We start from the raw sequence: 17,094 nt of genomic DNA, 5'->3' as shown, positions 1-17,094 counted from the left end.
TTTTGTTCCTTAGCTCTGCGCGACTTTGCGTGGGATAAAATCATTTGCCACCGCTTCACCTTGTAGATTCAGCGGCTGCGGCTGGGGAATTTCCGGGATGGCGACATCCAGATGCGGGAACAGCAACTCGCCAACCCGATACGCTTCTTCCAGATGTGGATAGCCCGAAAGCACAAAACTGTCGATGCCAAGTGCAGCGTATTCCTTGATTCTCGCGGCGACCGTCGGACCATCGCCCACCAGCGCTGTCCCGGCACCGCCGCGGACTAAGCCAACGCCCGCCCATAAATTAGGACTGATCTCCAGATTGTCGCGCTTGCCGTTATGTAACGCCGCCATCCGCTGTTGCCCCACAGAATCCGTACGGGCAAAGGCGGCCTGTGCTTTGGCGATGGTCTCATCATCAAGATGGGAGATTAATCGTTCGGCTGCCTGCCACGCTTCGTCGTTGGTCTCGCGAACAATCACATGCAGACGAATACCAAAACGAATTTTGCGTCCATGCGCGGCAGCTTTCGCCCGTACTTGTTCGATTTTCTCTTTTACCCGTTCCGGCGGTTCGCCCCAGGTGAGATAGAGATCAACTTGTTCTGCCGCCAGTTCCTGGGCGACGTCTGACGATCCACCAAAGTAAAGCGGAGGATACGGCTGTTGAATTGGCGGGAAGAGCAGTCTGGCTCCGCGCACATGAATATGTTTACCGTTGAAATCGACGGTTTCTCCCTGTAATAAACGTCGCCAGACTTGGGTAAATTCTGCCGAGGCTTCGTAACGCTCGCTATGGTCGAGGAACACGCCGTCGCCTGCCAGCTCTTGTGGATCGCTGCCTGTCACCAGATTAAACAACGCGCGTCCGTTAGAGAGGCGGTCAAGCGTGGTGGCCTGGCGGGCGGCAACGGTAGGAGAGGTCACACTGGGGCGCAAAGCAACAAGAAACTTCAGCCGTTGCGTCACCGGGATCATCGATGCTGCAACCAGCCACGCATCTTCGCAGGAGCGCCCCGTTGGGATCAGCACCCCAGTATAGCCAAGACGATCCGCTGCTTGCGCAATCTGCTGCAGATAACCGTGATCAACCGGGCGTGAACCTTCTTCCGTTCCCAGATAACGACCGTCACCGTGGGTCGGTAAAAACCAGAACATATTCAGACTCATAATTGTTTTCCTTCCAGTTGCGTGGGCTGCCAGATGCGCTGGCGAATATCGACTTTTTTCGGTACCAGACGGTTTTCATAAAACAGATCTGCCGTTTGCTGCTGTAAGGCGGCAATCTCGGCGTTAACCGGTTTGATGGTGGTGGGAGGACGATGATCCAGATACGAGGCAATCACTGGTGCCGGTAAGCCCATCGTTTTTGCCAGTAAAGCGATGCTTTGCTCACGCTGACTGCGGGTTAACGCATCGGCTTCGCTAAAGGTTGCCAGCACGTCCTGAATAAATGCGCCGTTTTTTTCGGCATAGGGGCGAGCTGCCAGATAAAACGATCCGGTTTGATTAAGATCGCTGCCGTCTTTCAACACCCGTACGCCGCCCTGTAATAACGCGGCAGAGTAGTAGGGATCCCAGATGGCCCAGGCGTCGACGTTACCTTGCTGGAACGCAGCGCGGGCATCGGCGGGCGTCAGGTAAGTGGGCTGGATATCCGTGAATGTAAGCCCGGCCTGGCGCAATGCGCGTAGTAAAAGATTGTGCGAACTGGAACCTTTCTGAAAGGCAACTTTGTGACCTTTAAGGTCGGCTACGGTTTTGATCGGACTGCTTTCTGGTACCAGAATCACTTCGGCTTTTGGCTTCGGCGGCTCGACGCCCACGTACACCAAATCAGCCCCGGCGGCCTGAGCATAGATTGGTGGAATATCCCCGGTGCCGCCGAGATCAATACTGCCAACGTTTAACGCTTCCAACATTTGCGGACCCGCGGGAAACTCCACCCACGAGATTTTGGTTTGTGGATAGCGTGTTTCCAGTAACTGGTGGCTTTTTGCCAGCACCATACCAATGCTGCCTTTCTGATAGCCTATTCGTAACGTTTCAGGCGAGGACTCTGCAGCAACCGCAATCGTAGAGACGCTAAGCAATCCCGCCAGCGCCAGTTTAATGATGTTACGCATGGGCATTACCTCGCAGAGAATGAAAGTCAGGAACCTGAACATCCCGACGGTGCAACGCCTGCCAGAAAGTTTCTAGCGCGGTATCAAGACGGGTTTGCAGATTTGGCGTGAACTGGGGTTTGTGCTGGTAATCAATCACCTGAGAGTCATCGGCAAACACGCCGTGCAGGATCTCCTAGGCTTTCAGTGCGCTTAAAACAGGTTTAAGTGCGTAATCGACCGCCAACAGATGAGCCACCGTACCGCCCGTTGCCAGCGGCAGTACCACTTTGCCTTGCAACGCACGTTCTGGCAGCAGATCGAGCAGAGTTTTCAGTGCACCGGAATAGGCGGCTTTATACACAGGTGTGGCGACAATCAACCCATCGGCCTGTTGCAGTTGTTCGGTGAAAGTCTTGACTGCCGGACTATCGAAACGAGCATAGAGCAGATCTTCCGGGGCGAAGTTTTGCAGATTCCAGTGATAAACCTCTACATCCAGGCCATTCAGTTTTTCCCGCGCATATTCCAGCAAGGCGCTGGAGCGAGAAGGAAAGCGAGGACTACCCGCCAGGGTGATGACACGCATACTCTCTCCTTATAACCAATTGTTCTTCTTTTGTTAACATTGATAACAATTTAGTCAGTCTGACAGAGGGCGTTCGCGAGTTGAAATGATTTATCTGGCGAAGCAAAGCCAAAAAAAGCATAAAAAAAACGCAATAAGAAAACGTTTGCTATTTATTGCCGTAGGTCAATTCCCTTTTGTTCCGAACTCGCACATAATATGCCCCCGGTTTGCACACCGGGAATCCAGGAGAGTTCATGTACTACCCCTTCGTTCGTAAAGCCCTTTTCCAGCTCGATCCAGAGCGCGCTCATGAGTTTACTTTTCATCAATTACGCCGCATTAGCGGAACGCCGTTTGAAACACTTATTCGGCAAAAAGTTCCTGTAAAACCCGTTAATTGCATGGGCCTGACGTTTAAAAATCCACTTGGTCTGGCAGCCGGTCTGGATAAAGACGGGGAGTGCATTGACGCGTTAGGCGCGATGGGTTTTGGATCGATCGAGATCGGTACCGTCACGCCACGCCCACAACCCGGTAATGACAAACCGCGTCTCTTTCGTCTGGTAGATGCCGAAGGTTTGATCAACCGCATGGGCTTTAATAATCTTGGCGTTGATAACCTCGTAGAGAACGTAAAAAAAGCTCATTATGACGGCATCCTGGGGATTAACATCGGCAAAAATAAAGATACGCCGGTGGAGCAGGGTAAAGATGACTATCTGATTTGTATGGAAAAAATCTATGCCTATGCGGGATATATCGCCATCAATATTTCATCGCCGAATACCCCAGGATTACGCACACTGCAATATGGTGAAGCGCTGGATGATCTCTTAACCGCGATTAAAAATAAGCAAAATGATTTGCAAGCGATGCACCATAAATATGTGCCGATCGCGGTGAAGATCGCGCCGGATCTTTCTGAAGAAGAATTGATCCAGGTTGCCGATAGTTTAGTTCGCCATAATATTGATGGCGTTATTGCAACCAATACCACACTCGATCGTTCTCTGGTTCAGGGAATGAAAAATTGCGATCAAACCGGTGGCTTAAGTGGTCGTCCGCTTCAGTTAAAAAGCACAGAAATTATTCGCCGCTTATCACAGGAATTAAACGGTCGCCTACCGATCATCGGTGTTGGCGGCATTGACTCGGTGATCGCTGCGCGTGAGAAGATTGCTGCTGGTGCCTCACTGGTGCAAATTTATTCTGGTTTTATTTTTAAAGGTCCGCCGCTGATTAAAGAAATCGTTACCCATATCTAATTATTTCTTCGAATTTCTCTTTATAAGATAATCAGGGCTTTATTTTCAGCCCTGGTTGTTTTATATTCATCCCTGTTGCTTATTTAGACATTTTGTACTTTATTGTTGAGGTTATTAAGCGAAGCGACAATGGATTGTGTTGCTGCGGTTTTATAGGGTAGGGGGAGGCAGATGCGAATTAAACCAGACGATAACTGGCGTTGGTATTACGATGAAGAGCACGATCGAATGATGCTCGATTTAGCCAATGGTATGCTATTTCGCTCACGTTTTGCGCGAAAAATGTTGACTCCGGATGCCTTTTCTCCCGCAGGCTTTTGCGTTGACGACACCGCACTCTATTTCTCGTTTGAAGAAAAGTGCCGCGATTTCAATTTATCTAAAGAACAAAAAGCCGAACTGGTGCTTAATGCGCTGGTGGCGATTCGTTATCTCAAACCGCAAATGCCGAAAAGCTGGCATTTTGTTTCCCATGGCGAAATGTGGGCACCAATGTTGGGTGATGCTGCTTGTGTCTGGTTGAGCGATACCCACGAGCAAGTCAATTTGCTGGTCGTTGAATCTGGCGAAAATGCCGCACTATGCTTGCTGGCGCAACCCTGCGTAGTTATTGCTGGTCGCACGATGCTGCTAGGCGATGCCATCAAAATCATGAACGACAGGTTGAAACCGCAGGTTAATTTTGACAGCTTCAGCCTCGAACAGGCAGTCTAACGCGTCAGCTTAAGCGCAGTCTTCGGCACACAGCTACAGCAAAGAATGGTGCCATCATCGCCCATTGCGGATTTTTTCAGCGGTGTAACTTCGCCTTCTATAAGCTGAACACGACAACTTCCACAAATGCCCGCGCGGCAAGAATAAGGGATACGAATTCCCTGATTTTCTAATTGCTCCAGCAAAACCTGTTGGTTGTTTCCACGAAATGCCTGTCCCTGCCAGTCAATATCTACATTTGCGTCCGGTTGTTGCGTGATGTTGACAGTATCGTCAGCGGCAGTTGCGCCGTAAATTTTAGCCGGAACCGTGGCCAGAATTTCCACCTCGTCGCCAACGCGAATCACGCCACTATTACGGGCAATTAAATTCTGACCAAAATCGACATCACCGTTATCCTGGGCAGTGCGGAAAGATTGCAACGTTTTTAACGGTTCACCAGCCGGATGCTTTTGTCCTTTTTCCGGACTGACAGTGGTGAAAATACAGCGGCTGCAAGGTTTAACCACGTCAAACACCACATCACCAATGCGAATCACTTTCCAGCTATCTTCTTCCCAGGCCGACGCGCCGGAAACCACCAGATTGGGACGGAACTGCTCCATTTTTACACTGGCCGGACAACGTTGCTGGAGATCACGTAACGAGGCTTCGTTAGCAAGTAGGTAAGGATAGCCATCGGCAAATGACAGAGGTACAGTGTGGTGGCGTTTCACGCGCCGCGTCATTTGTGGCCCCACCCAGCGTAATTGCACTTCGCGGGAGAAAAATCCACTTAGCCATTTGTTGATCGCGTCTGGCGCAGTTCGCGCGGTAAAATGCGTGCCCCAAACCTCTGTTGGTGCGTCTTGTGTGGCGAAATCAGCAAAACGGACATATGCGCTACTGCCATCTGGAGCGGTGAGATGCAAGCCATCATGCACGGGGGAAGGGGTAAACCGTACCATTTGCGGAAACTGGCGAGCGGTAATAAACGTACCGTCAGGTTCCGTGAGCATGAAGATGCGATCGAAGGCCAGACCACTGACATCAGCCAGGGCATGTGTAAGACCAATGCCGCGCATCGATTTAACAGGATGAATAAAAAGCCGGGTTAATGTCGCCACGCTGCGGTCCTCAAATGAAAATAAGCCTTCAACTTTATGACATGACGCGCTTATTAGCTATAATGCGCAACAATTTTCTTAGAGTAAAAGTGACGATATGAATTCTCTGTTTGCCAGTACGGCCCGTGGGCTGGAAGAGCTGTTAAAAACTGAACTGGAAAACCTGGGGGCCGTTGAATGCCAGGTAGTTCAGGGTGGGGTCCATTTCAAGGGCGACACACGGCTTGTTTACCAGAGCCTGATGTGGAGCCGCCTGGCCTCGCGTATTATGTTGCCGCTGGGCGAGTGCAAGGTTTACAGCGATTTAGACCTCTATCTCGGCGTTCAGGCGATCAACTGGACAGAGATGTTTAATCCTGGCGCGACATTCGCTGTCCACTTCAGTGGTTTGAATGACACCATCCGCAACAGTCAGTACGGCGCGATGAAAGTGAAAGACGCGATCGTCGATGCTTTCACGCGGAAAAATCTGCCGCGTCCAAATGTGGATCGCGATGCGCCGGATATCCGCGTTAATGTCTGGCTGCATAAAGAAACCGCCAGTATCGCCCTTGATCTCAGTGGTGATGGTTTACATCTGCGTGGCTATCGTGATCGTGCCGGTATTGCGCCGATCAAAGAAACCCTGGCAGCCGCTATTGTTATGCGTTCTGGCTGGCAGCCAGGAACACCCCTGCTCGATCCGATGTGTGGTTCCGGTACGTTGCTGATTGAAGCAGCGATGCTGGCGACCGATCGCGCGCCGGGCTTGCACCGTGGGCGTTGGGGCTTTAGCGGCTGGGCGCAGCATGATGAAGCTATCTGGCAGGAAGTGAAAGCGGAAGCGCAAACTCGCGCCCGTAAAGGCCTGGCTGAGTATAGCTCCCATTTTTACGGTTCGGACAGCGACGCACGGGTGATTCAACGTGCGCGTACTAACGCCCGTCTTGCGGGGATTGGCGAACTGATCACCTTTGAGGTGAAAGATGTCGCGCAGCTGACCAACCCACTGCCGAAAGGGCCGTATGGTACAGTACTGAGCAACCCGCCATACGGTGAACGTCTGGACAGCGAACCGGCGCTGATTGCGCTGCATAGTCTGCTGGGCCGAATCATGAAAAACCAGTTCGGTGGCTGGAATCTCTCTTTATTTAGTGCTTCGCCGGATCTGTTAAGCTGCCTGCAACTGCGTGCAGACAAACAGTATAAGGCGAAAAACGGCCCACTGGACTGCGTGCAGAAAAATTACCACGTTGCCGAAAGCACACCCGATAGCAAACCGGCAATGGTAGCGGAAGACTACGCCAACCGCCTGCGTAAGAACCTCAAAAAATTCGAGAAGTGGGCACGCCAGGAAGGGATTGAATGTTACCGCCTGTATGACGCCGATCTGCCGGAATATAACGTTGCCGTTGACCGTTATGCTGACTGGGTGGTGGTGCAGGAGTATGCGCCGCCAAAAACTATTGATGCGCACAAAGCGCGTCAGCGTCTGTTCGATATTATCGCTGCAACCATTTCTGTACTGGGGATTGCGCCAAACAAACTGGTGCTGAAAACCCGTGAACGGCAGAAGGGCAAAAATCAGTATCAGAAACTGGGCGAGAAGGGCGAGTTTTTCGAAGTCACCGAATATAACGCTCACCTGTGGGTGAACCTGACGGATTACCTCGATACGGGTCTGTTCCTCGACCACCGTATCGCCCGTCGTATGCTTGGTCAAATGAGCAAAGGCAAAGATTTCCTCAACTTGTTCTCTTATACCGGTAGCGCCACCGTGCACGCGGGATTAGGCGGTGCGCGCAGCACCACCACCGTGGATATGTCGCGTACGTATCTGGAGTGGGCAGAACGCAACCTGCGTCTGAATGGCTTAACTGGCCGTGCGCATCGCCTGATTCAGGCCGATTGCCTGGCATGGCTGCGTGAGGCAAATGAACAGTTTGATCTGATCTTTATCGATCCGCCAACCTTCTCTAACTCAAAACGAATGGAAGACGCGTTTGATGTTCAGCGCGATCATCTGGCGCTGATGAAAGATTTGAAACGTCTGCTGCGTGCCGGTGGGACGATCATGTTCTCGAACAACAAGCGTGGCTTCCGTATGGATCTTGACGGACTGGCAAAACTGGGGTTGAAAGCACAAGAAATTACGCAAAAAACACTCTCCCAGGATTTTGCCCGTAACCGCCAGATCCACAACTGCTGGCTGATTACCGCAGCCTGAAAGGAATAGCAATGTCATTAATCAGTATGCATGGTGCATGGCTGTCGTTCAGCGACGCGCCGCTTCTCGATAATGCAGAACTGCATATCGAAGATAACGAACGTGTTTGTCTGGTGGGCCGTAACGGCGCAGGCAAATCGACATTAATGAAAATCCTCAACCGTGAACAGGGGCTGGATGACGGTCGCATTATTTACGAGCAAGATTTGATTGTAGCTCGTCTGCAACAGGATCCACCGCGTAACGTTGAGGGTAGCGTTTATGATTTCGTTGCCGAAGGTATTGAAGAACAAGCGGAATACCTGAAACGCTATCACGATATTTCGCGCCTGGTGATGAGCGACCCGAGCGAGAAAAATCTCAACGAGCTGGCGAAGGTTCAGGAACAGCTGGATCACCACAACCTGTGGCAGCTGGAAAACCGCATCAACGAAGTACTGGTGCAACTGGGGTTAGATCCTAACGTTGCGCTGTCGTCGCTTTCCGGCGGCTGGTTGCGTAAAGCGGCATTAGGACGCGCGCTGGTGAGCAATCCGCGCGTATTGCTGCTCGACGAACCGACTAACCACCTGGATATCGAAACCATAGACTGGCTGGAAGGCTTCCTCAAAACCTTCAATGGGACGATTATTTTCATCTCCCACGACCGTTCGTTTATCCGCAATATGGCGACGCGCATTGTTGATCTCGATCGCGGCAAGCTGGTGACCTATCCGGGGAATTACGACCAGTACCTGCTGGAAAAAGAAGAAGCTCTGCGCGTGGAAGAACTACAAAATGCCGAGTTCGATCGCAAGCTGGCACAGGAAGAGGTGTGGATCCGTCAGGGGATCAAAGCACGCCGCACCCGTAATGAAGGCCGCGTACGTGCCCTGAAAGCAATGCGCCGTGAACGTAGCCAGCGTCGTGAGGTAATGGGCACGGCGAAGATGCAGGTGGAAGAGGCCAGCCGCTCCGGTAAGATCGTTTTCGAAATGGAAGACGTTTGCTACCAGGTTGACGGCAAGCAACTGGTGAAAGATTTTTCTGCCCAGGTTCAACGTGGCGACAAAATTGCTCTGATTGGCCCGAATGGGTGCGGCAAAACCACGTTGCTGAAACTAATGCTCGGTCAGCTTCAAGCGGACAGCGGGCGTATTCACGTTGGCACCAAACTGGAAGTGGCTTATTTCGATCAGCACCGTGCTGAACTTGATCCCGATAAAACGGTGATGGATAACCTTGCCGAAGGTAAGCAAGAAGTGATGGTTAACGGCAAGCCACGCCACGTATTGGGCTATTTGCAGGACTTTCTGTTCCATCCGAAACGGGCGATGACGCCGGTACGTGCGCTTTCTGGCGGTGAGCGTAACCGCTTGCTGCTGGCGCGTTTGTTCCTCAAACCAAGCAACTTATTGATTCTTGACGAACCGACCAACGATCTTGATGTTGAAACGCTGGAGCTGCTGGAAGAGCTGATCGACAGCTATCAAGGTACGGTATTGCTGGTGAGCCACGATCGTCAGTTTGTCGATAACACCGTTACAGAATGCTGGATCTTCGAAGGCAGCGGTAAAATTGGTCGTTATGTCGGCGGTTATCATGATGCCCGTGGTCAGCAAGAACAGTATGTGGCGCTCAAACAGCCTGCGGTGAAAAAAACCGAAGAAGCCGCCACGCCGAAAGCAGAAACTGTAAAACGCAGCAGTAGCAAACTAAGCTATAAATTGCAGCGCGAACTGGAGCAGCTACCACAATTGCTTGAAGATCTGGAGGCGAAGCTGGAAGCTCTACAGGCGCAGGTGGCAGATGCTTCCTTCTTCAGTCAGCCGCATGAGCAGACACAAAAAGTGCTCGCCGATATGGCTGCTGCGGAGCAGGAGCTGGAGCAAGCCTTTGAACGCTGGGAGTATCTTGAAGCGTTAAAAAATGGTGGCTGATCGCAAAATAGTCGATTCAAACAGAGACTGCTGACAACGGTAAAATTGCCTGATGCGCCAGGTTTATCAGGCATGGAAACAACACTTTGTTAGTAATCTGTAAAATAGCGCATCATTAAGGAGTACCAATGTGCGAACATCATCATGCCGCGAAGCACATCCTGTGCTCGCAGTGTGACATGCTGGTGGTGCTACCGCGCCTTGAGCATGGTCAGAAAGCGGCATGTCCCCGGTGTGGCACAACGTTAACCGTGGCGTGGGATGCCCCTCGGCAGCGTCTCACCGCCTATGCGTTGGCTGCACTGTTCATGCTGTTGCTGTCCAACTTGTTTCCTTTTGTGAATATGAACGTTGCAGGAGTCACCAGTGAAATTACATTACTGGAAATTCCCGGCGTGCTTTTTTCTGAGGACTACGCCAGCCTCGGCACCTTTTTTCTGTTGTTTGTGCAACTGGTTCCCGCGTTTTGCCTGATAACCATTCTGCTACTGGTTAATCGTGCGGAATTACCTGTCCGTTTAAAAGAGCAACTGGCACGGGTGCTTTTTCAACTCAAAACCTGGGGAATGGCAGAGATTTTCCTCGCGGGTGTGCTGGTCAGTTTTGTTAAACTGATGGCCTACGGCAGCATTGGTGTAGGCAGCAGTTTTCTCCCCTGGTGTTTATTTTGTGTGCTGCAATTGCGCGCCTTTCAGTGCGTTGATCGTCGCTGGTTATGGGACGATATCGCCCCGATGCCAGAACTGCGCCAGCCGCTAAAACCAGGCGTCACGGGGATACGTCAGGGGCTGCGTTCGTGTTCCTGTTGTACGGCAATCCTTCCTGCTGATGAACCCGTGTGCTCGCGCTGTGGTACTAAAGGGTACGTTCGGCGTAGAAACAGCCTGCAATGGACATTCGCGCTGCTTGTTACGTCCATCATGCTGTATCTTCCTGCTAATATTTTGCCCATTATGGTGACGGATTTATTCGGTTCGAAAATGCCGTCGACGATTCTCGCTGGGGTTATCCTGTTATGGAGCGAAGGCTCTTATCCCGTCGCTGCGGTTATCTTTCTGGCCAGTATTATGGTGCCAACGTTAAAGATGATCGCCATCGCGTGGCTGTGTTGGGATGCCAAAGGGCATGGCAAACGCGACAGTGAAAGAATGCATTTGATTTATGAAGTTGTTGAGTTTGTTGGTCGCTGGTCGATGATTGACGTTTTCGTTATCGCGGTGCTCTCGGCGCTGGTGCGTATGGGAGGTTTAATGAGTATTTATCCGGCAATGGGTGCATTAATGTTTGCTTTAGTCGTCATAATGACAATGTTTTCTGCTATGACGTTTGACCCGCGTTTGTCATGGGATCGTCAACCTGAATCAGAGCATGAGGAGTCCTGACAGTATGGAATCTAATAGTGGGGAAGCCAAAATCCAGAAAGTGAAGAACTGGTCTCCCGTGTGGATATTTCCTATCGTCACGGCGCTCATTGGGGCCTGGGTTCTTTTTTATCATTACAGCCATCAGGGACCGGAAGTGACCCTGATCACCGCGAATGCGGAAGGAATTGAAGGTGGTAAGACCACCATTAAAAGTCGTAGCGTTGACGTCGGTGTGGTTGAAAGCGCCACACTGGCTGATGATTTGACGCACGTTGAAATCAAAGCGCGGCTGAATTCCGGTATGGAAAAGTTGCTGCATAAAGATACCGTCTTTTGGGTGGTGAAGCCACAGATTGGTCGAGAAGGGATTAGTGGCTTGGGAACGTTGCTGTCTGGGGTTTATATCGAACTGCAGCCTGGGGCGAAAGGCAGCAAAATGGAGAAATACGATTTGCTGGACTCGCCACCGTTGGCTCCACCTGATGCGAAAGGTATCCGTGTGATTCTCGATAGCAAAAAAGCCGGGCAGCTCTCGCCAGGAGATCCGGTGCTGTTCCGTGGCTATCGAGTCGGTTCGGTTGAAACCAGCACCTTCGATACGCAAAAACGCAACATTAGCTATCAACTGTTTATCAATGCACCTTATGACCGACTGGTGACCAGCAATGTTCGTTTCTGGAAAGATAGTGGCATTGCGGTTGATCTGACGTCAGCGGGAATGCGTGTGGAGATGGGCTCATTGACAACGCTGCTGAGTGGCGGTGTCAGCTTTGATGTGCCAGAAGGCCTGGGTTTAGGGCAACTGGTGGCACCGAAAACAGCTTTCGTTTTGTATGATGATCAGAAGAGTATTCAGGATTCGTTGTACACCGATCACATTGATTATCTGATGTTCTTTAAAGATTCGGTACGCGGTCTGCAACCGGGAGCTCCGGTAGAATTCCGGGGTATTCGCCTGGGGACCGTAAGCAAAGTGCCATTCTTTGCACCGAATATGCGTCAGACATTTAACGATGATTACCGTATTCCGGTACTGATTCGTATCGAGCCAGAGCGGCTGAAAATGCAGCTTGGCGAAAATGCGGATGTTGTTGAGCACCTTGGCGAATTGTTGAAACGTGGTTTGCGTGGATCGCTTAAAACCGGAAACCTGGTCACAGGCGCACTCTATGTTGATCTCGATTTCTATCCAAATACGCCTGCAATAACCGGTATTCGTGAATTTAATGGTTATCAGATTATCCCGACCGTTAGCGGCGGCCTGGCGCAAATCCAGCAACGACTGATGGAAGCGTTGGATAAGATCAACAAACTGCCATTGAATCCGATGATTGAACAGGCGACCAGTACGCTTTCTGAAAGTCAGCGCACAATGAAAAACCTGCAAACGACGCTGGATAGCATGAACAAGATCCTCGCCAGCCAGTCGATGCAGCAGTTGCCGACGGATATGCAGTCAACGTTGCGTGAGTTGAATCGCAGCATGCAGGGCTTCCAGCCAGGTTCCGCAGCCTACAACAAGATGGTTGCAGATATGCAGCGCCTTGATCAGGTGTTGCGAGAACTGCAACCAGTGCTGAAAACGCTCAACGAGAAGAGTAACGCGCTGGTATTTGAAGCGAAGGACAAAAAAGATCCAGAGCCGAAGAGGGCGAAACAATGAAAAAGTGGCTAGTGACGATTGCAGCACTGTGGCTGGCCGGATGCAGCTCCGGCGAGATCAATAAAAACTATTACCAGTTACCTGTTGTGCAAAGCGGTACCCAAAGTACCACCAGCCAGGGGAATCGCCTGTTATGGGTAGAGCAGGTATCTGTACCTGACTATCTGGCGGGGAATGGTGTGGTTTATCAGACCAGTGATGTGAAGTATGTGATTGCCAACAATAACTTGTGGGCCAGCCCGCTGGATCAACAGTTGCGCAACACCCTGGTTGCCAACCTGAGCACGCAACTGCCCGGCTGGGTGGTTGCCTCTCAGCCTCTGGGAAGCACCCAGGACACGCTCAATGTTACCGTAACGGAGTTTAACGGTCGCTATGATGGCAAGGTCATTGTTAGTGGCGAGTGGCTGTTGAATCACCAGGGACAACTGATCAAACGTCCGTTCCGTCTGGAAGGGATACAAAATCAGGATGGTTACGATGAGATGGTTAAAGTGCTGGCCAGTGTCTGGAGTCAGGAAGCCGCTTCTATTGCGCAAGAGATAAAGCGCTTACCTTAATTATAAAGATTTGTAAATATAACCGTCTCCGGTATGTTGCCTGAGGCGGTTTTTTTGTTTCTAAGGTGCGGAAAAGTTGTTCCTCTTCGCATTTTTTGTACAACCGACATGCCCGTGTAGCTCACAAATATGGCAGTGGCGTGAATTTTTCGCATTGACGGCGGTTATGATTCGCGGTATTGCTTAACTGTGATTGCACATTTAGTAATCACTGTTTTCTTTTCCACCAGAAACCAGTATGAGGGAAACGAGGCATGAAGAGACAAAAACGAGATCGCCTGGAACGGGCACATCAACGTGGTTATCAGGCCGGCATCGCCGGACGCTCAAAAGAAATGTGTCCCTATCAGACGTTGAATCAAAGGTCACAATGGCTGGGAGGCTGGCGAGAAGCTATGGCGGACAGGGTAGTAATGGCCTGATTCTGTCTCTTTAAAAAGAAACCTCCGCATTGCGGAGGTTTCGCCTTTTTATACTCTGTCTGATTATAATCAGAAGGCAGACGTATCCTGGAACAGACCGACTTTCAGGTCGCTGGCGGTGTAGATCAGACGACCATCAACCAGCACTTCGCCATCTGCCAGACCCATAATCAGACGACGATTAACAATGCGTTTAAAGTGAATACGGTAGGTCACTTTTTTCGCTGTCGGCAGTACCTGACCAGTGAATTTCACTTCGCCAACGCCCAGCGCGCGGCCTTTACCTTCGCCGCCCAGCCAGCCGAGGTAGAACCCTACCAGCTGCCACATTGCGTCCAGGCCCAGGCATCCTGGCATAACCGGATCGCCAATGAAGTGGCATCCGAAGAACCACAGATCCGGATTGATATCCAGTTCTGCTTCAACATACCCTTTGTCGAAGTTACCACCCGTTTCGGTCATTTTGACCACACGGTCCATCATCAGCATGTTCGGTGCTGGCAATTGCGGGCCTTTAGCACCAAACAGTTCACCGCGACCAGAGGCAAGAAGGTCTTCTTTTGTATAGGATTCGCGTTTATCTACCATGTTCTCTGTAAGCCTTATTCTATTGAAGCACGCAGGATAGCTAACACGTGTACGCTGAACAAGTCCGATCAGTTCGGAATAAACCAGTTCAGCCAACGTAATGGCCATGGAAAACGGTGACGTCCTTCCTGTTGCGATGCTTGCGCGATACGTTCCTGGATGGTTTGCATCAGCGTCGTTTGGCCTTCGCCATCCCACACCAGATTTAATAATAATGGCAGTGCGTCAGTCACATCGTCTACTGCCCAGATGGTGAATTTGCCTTCTTCTACCGCTTTCACCAGTTCACTGTGAAGACTTAAATGGCGAACGTTAGCTGTGGGGATAATGACACCTTGTTTCCCCGTTAACTCTCGTTGCTGGCAAATAGCAAAGAAGCCTTCGATTTTCTCATTTAAACCACCGACCGGCTGGGCGCGACCGAACTGATCGACTGAACCTGTGATAGCGATACTCTGATTTACCGGCACATCGGCGAGGGCACTTATCAGGGCGCAGAGTTCAGCCATCGAGGCACTATCGCCATCCACTTCACTGTATGACTGCTCAAATGTCAGCGATGCCGAGAAGGGGATCTGTTGCTCAAGCTGAAGTTCCGACATCAGGAACGCCTGCATGATCATCATCCCTTTCGCATGGATGTTGCCGCCAAGCTCTGCTTTGCGTTCGATATCGGTGAATTCGCCATCGCCAATATGCACAACGCAGCTAATGCGAGAAGGTTCGCCAAAAGCGCGTGGATGGCCCGGAAATTCAATGACCGAAAGGGCGTTAATTTGCCCGATGCGTTCGCCTTCAGTTTCAATCAGGATCTGCTCCTGAAGGATCTCATCCTGCATGCGTTCAGCGAGGAAACCTTCGCGCCATTCACGCTGCTGTAGCATTAAGTTTAGCTGCTCGCCGGAGAAGGTGTCGCCATCACACAGTGAAGCGACCTCTTTACACTGGCGAAGGATCCACTGCGGGCTAAGCGGCAGTGTGTCTTGTTCACCGGTGTAGCGTGCTGCTTCGCGGATAAGTACCGGCCAGGCATCCACTCCCGGTGCAGGTAAGTGGTTATGCCTGGCGGTAAATGTCACCCAGCGACACCACTGGTTTACTGACTCCGCATCGACAATCTGCAGAGTATCTTCAAATTCGCTATAAATAGCCTGCTCAGAAAGCTCTGGCTCCATCTCCTGGAAATCAGCCAATGATTCGCGTTCGCCTACCAGAATGACTTTCAGCGTTAATGGCATTGAAGGCACAGAGACGGGGAGAGGGCGCGACTCATCAAACGCTACCCAGTCAAAACGCCCGCGGTTAACGATGTTTTTCAGCCGCATCCACAGCAGAGGTTGCGCCAGCAGTGTACGCAAAGAGATGATGAGAATACCGCCATTTGCCTGATGTACCAGACCAGGCTGCAGGGTAATGCCGCCATTAAACTGGCGCAGGCAGCCAAAGAGTTGTTCCGCTTCTACCCAGTCGGCAGCGACAACCTGCGTTAAAGTCGCAAAATTATCATCTGCGCTCGCTGCGTTACGTAAACGAATGGTGTGGCCGGAAACCTCATAGTGACCACCCACCAGTTGGTCTGCATCGCTTTGTAGCGTACGCGCGACATCGGCAATTAGATTCAGATACTCAGACTCTTCCGGGGCCTTCGCCAGCATAAAAGAGGAGGATGCTCGCGTATGCAGCAGCTGCTCCAGCGCAAATTGCAGTCGCGGTTGAGTATCACTGAATAAAGGATCGTTTTCGTCAATCAAATGTGGCTGAGCAAATATTTCCTGATAGCTTTCGGTATCAGGAACCAGATCACGCCATGCAAGTTTCGTAATGGTCAAAGTTGATGTTTTTTAGTCTGTTGTCAAAGCCGCGATTATACCGTAACCGGCACTGCAGCACACGTAGAAAGCACCGACAATACTCCCGGCATGGGCGTTAAAGGTCACAGGATGGAGATTCTTTTCTTCACTAGCCCAAAAAGCTGATATTCTGTAAAGAGTTACACGGTAACATTGAGATCGCTATGAAATATCAACAACTTGAAAATCTTGAAAGCGGTTGGAAATGGAAGTATCTGGTGAAGAAGCACCGCGAAGGGGAGTTAATCACCCGTTACATAGAAGCCAGTGCCGCCCAGGAGGCCGTCGATGTGCTGTTCTCGCTGGAAAATGAACCCGTCCTGGTAAATGGCTGGATTGACAAGCATATGAATCCGGAACTGGTCAATCGCATGAAGCAGACTATTCGGGCCAGACGGAAACGCCATTTTAATGCCGAACATCAGCATACGCGCAAAAAATCGATCGATCTGGAATTTATTGTCTGGCAACGTCTGGCTGGTCTTGCGCAGCGTCGCGGTAAAACACTTTCCGAAACGATTGTTCAGCTGATTGAAGATGCGGAAAACAAAGAGAAATACGCGAATAAAATGTCTTCTTTGAAGCAGGATCTGCAGGCGTTGCTGGGTAAGGAATAACTGACAAAGGTCAGCCCAATTTACGAAAGGCGAAAAAAAACCCCGCAGCTGCGCTGAGGGATCCCCATAAATCAGCGCTAATAAACCAACACCATATTCTGGTAGGTTTTGGCGAGATGATTAAGAACTGTGCTTAGCACTGTTCGTCTTAAAATTAGC

General features: G+C 50.9%; 14 protein-coding genes and 1 pseudogene. 9 read left to right on the top strand and 6 right to left on the bottom strand.

Translation table 11 applies throughout. The features are described 5' to 3' along the window. Positions 1-9: 9 nt before the first annotated feature. The 3 genes and pseudogenes from ssuD to ssuE form a co-directional block, all read right to left on the bottom strand. A complete protein-coding gene (ssuD, locus tag A7090_RS03095) occupies positions 10-1,155 on the bottom strand; it encodes an FMNH2-dependent alkanesulfonate monooxygenase (RefSeq protein WP_105272987.1) in 1,146 nt (381 codons plus the stop codon). Then, complete coding sequence (gene ssuA, locus A7090_RS03090; protein ID WP_105272986.1) at positions 1,152-2,111, bottom strand: aliphatic sulfonate ABC transporter substrate-binding protein SsuA; 960 nt, start codon at positions 2,109-2,111, stop codon at positions 1,152-1,154. Before ssuA ends, ssuD begins: the two co-directional genes overlap by 4 nt. Next, a pseudogene (gene ssuE, locus A7090_RS03085) lies at positions 2,104-2,679 on the bottom strand (NADPH-dependent FMN reductase). Before ssuE ends, ssuA begins: the two are co-directional and overlap by 8 nt. Positions 2,680-2,915: 236 nt before the next feature. Here ssuE and pyrD point away from each other — a divergent pair. Continuing rightward, the gene (gene pyrD, locus A7090_RS03075) at positions 2,916-3,926 is read left to right on the top strand and encodes a quinone-dependent dihydroorotate dehydrogenase (protein WP_105272985.1); all 1,011 of its coding nucleotides are present in this window, start codon (positions 2,916-2,918) and stop codon (positions 3,924-3,926) included. A gap of 171 nt (positions 3,927-4,097) precedes the next feature. Further along, a complete protein-coding gene (gene zapC / locus A7090_RS03070; protein WP_105272984.1) occupies positions 4,098-4,640 on the top strand; it encodes a cell division protein ZapC in 543 nt (180 codons plus the stop codon). Here the strand turns inward: zapC and ycbX are convergent. After that, positions 4,637-5,746 carry a 6-N-hydroxylaminopurine resistance protein YcbX gene (ycbX, locus tag A7090_RS03065; RefSeq protein ID WP_105272983.1) on the bottom strand — a complete coding sequence of 370 codons (1,110 nt, stop codon included), beginning with the start codon at positions 5,744-5,746 and terminating at the stop codon, positions 4,637-4,639. The two genes, zapC and ycbX, sit on opposite strands and share 4 nt — an antisense overlap. A 97-nt stretch (positions 5,747-5,843) precedes the next feature. Between ycbX and rlmKL the strand changes: the two genes are divergently transcribed. From rlmKL to rmf, 6 genes are all read left to right on the top strand, one after another. Next, positions 5,844-7,952, top strand: a complete 2,109-nt coding sequence (gene rlmKL, locus A7090_RS03060) for a bifunctional 23S rRNA (guanine(2069)-N(7))-methyltransferase RlmK/23S rRNA (guanine(2445)-N(2))-methyltransferase RlmL (RefSeq protein ID WP_105272982.1) — start codon at positions 5,844-5,846, stop codon at positions 7,950-7,952. Between the two features lie 11 nt (positions 7,953-7,963). Further along, positions 7,964-9,871 carry an ABC transporter ATP-binding protein gene (locus A7090_RS03055; RefSeq protein WP_105272981.1) on the top strand — a complete coding sequence of 636 codons (1,908 nt, stop codon included), beginning with the start codon at positions 7,964-7,966 and terminating at the stop codon, positions 9,869-9,871. Between the two features lie 128 nt (positions 9,872-9,999). After that, positions 10,000-11,253, top strand: coding sequence for a membrane integrity-associated transporter subunit PqiA (pqiA, locus tag A7090_RS03050; RefSeq protein ID WP_105272980.1), 1,254 nt, complete (start codon positions 10,000-10,002; stop codon positions 11,251-11,253). 4 nt (positions 11,254-11,257) lie between these two features. After that, a complete protein-coding gene (pqiB, locus tag A7090_RS03045) occupies positions 11,258-12,898 on the top strand; it encodes an intermembrane transport protein PqiB (protein WP_105272979.1) in 1,641 nt (546 codons plus the stop codon). After that, a complete protein-coding gene (gene pqiC / locus A7090_RS03040) occupies positions 12,895-13,458 on the top strand; it encodes a membrane integrity-associated transporter subunit PqiC (protein WP_105272978.1) in 564 nt (187 codons plus the stop codon). The genes pqiB and pqiC overlap by 4 nt, the downstream gene beginning before the upstream one ends. A 254-nt stretch (positions 13,459-13,712) precedes the next feature. Then, complete coding sequence (gene rmf, locus A7090_RS03035) at positions 13,713-13,880, top strand: ribosome modulation factor (RefSeq protein ID WP_000828648.1); 168 nt, start codon at positions 13,713-13,715, stop codon at positions 13,878-13,880. Positions 13,881-13,949: 69 nt separating this feature from the next. On the opposite strand, the gene fabA is transcribed toward rmf, so the two are convergent. Further along, positions 13,950-14,468 carry a bifunctional 3-hydroxydecanoyl-ACP dehydratase/trans-2-decenoyl-ACP isomerase gene (fabA, locus tag A7090_RS03030; RefSeq protein ID WP_000227927.1) on the bottom strand — a complete coding sequence of 173 codons (519 nt, stop codon included), beginning with the start codon at positions 14,466-14,468 and terminating at the stop codon, positions 13,950-13,952. A gap of 68 nt (positions 14,469-14,536) precedes the next feature. Beyond that, positions 14,537-16,297 (bottom strand): AAA family ATPase, encoded by a 1,761-nt coding sequence (locus tag A7090_RS03025; RefSeq protein WP_105272977.1) that lies wholly within the window; start codon positions 16,295-16,297, stop codon positions 14,537-14,539. A gap of 185 nt (positions 16,298-16,482) precedes the next feature. Here A7090_RS03025 and matP point away from each other — a divergent pair, with 185 nt between their 5' ends. Further along, on the top strand, positions 16,483-16,935 hold the full coding sequence (gene matP / locus A7090_RS03020) for a macrodomain Ter protein MatP (protein WP_105272976.1): 453 nt from the start codon (positions 16,483-16,485) through the stop codon (positions 16,933-16,935). Positions 16,936-17,094: the final 159 nt, after the last annotated feature.

Source organism: Escherichia sp. MOD1-EC7003, assembly GCF_002965065.1.
GTDB lineage: Bacteria > Pseudomonadota > Gammaproteobacteria > Enterobacterales > Enterobacteriaceae > Escherichia.
Note: the sequence above shows the minus strand (reverse complement) of the source record. Positions and strands in the feature narration are given on the sequence as shown.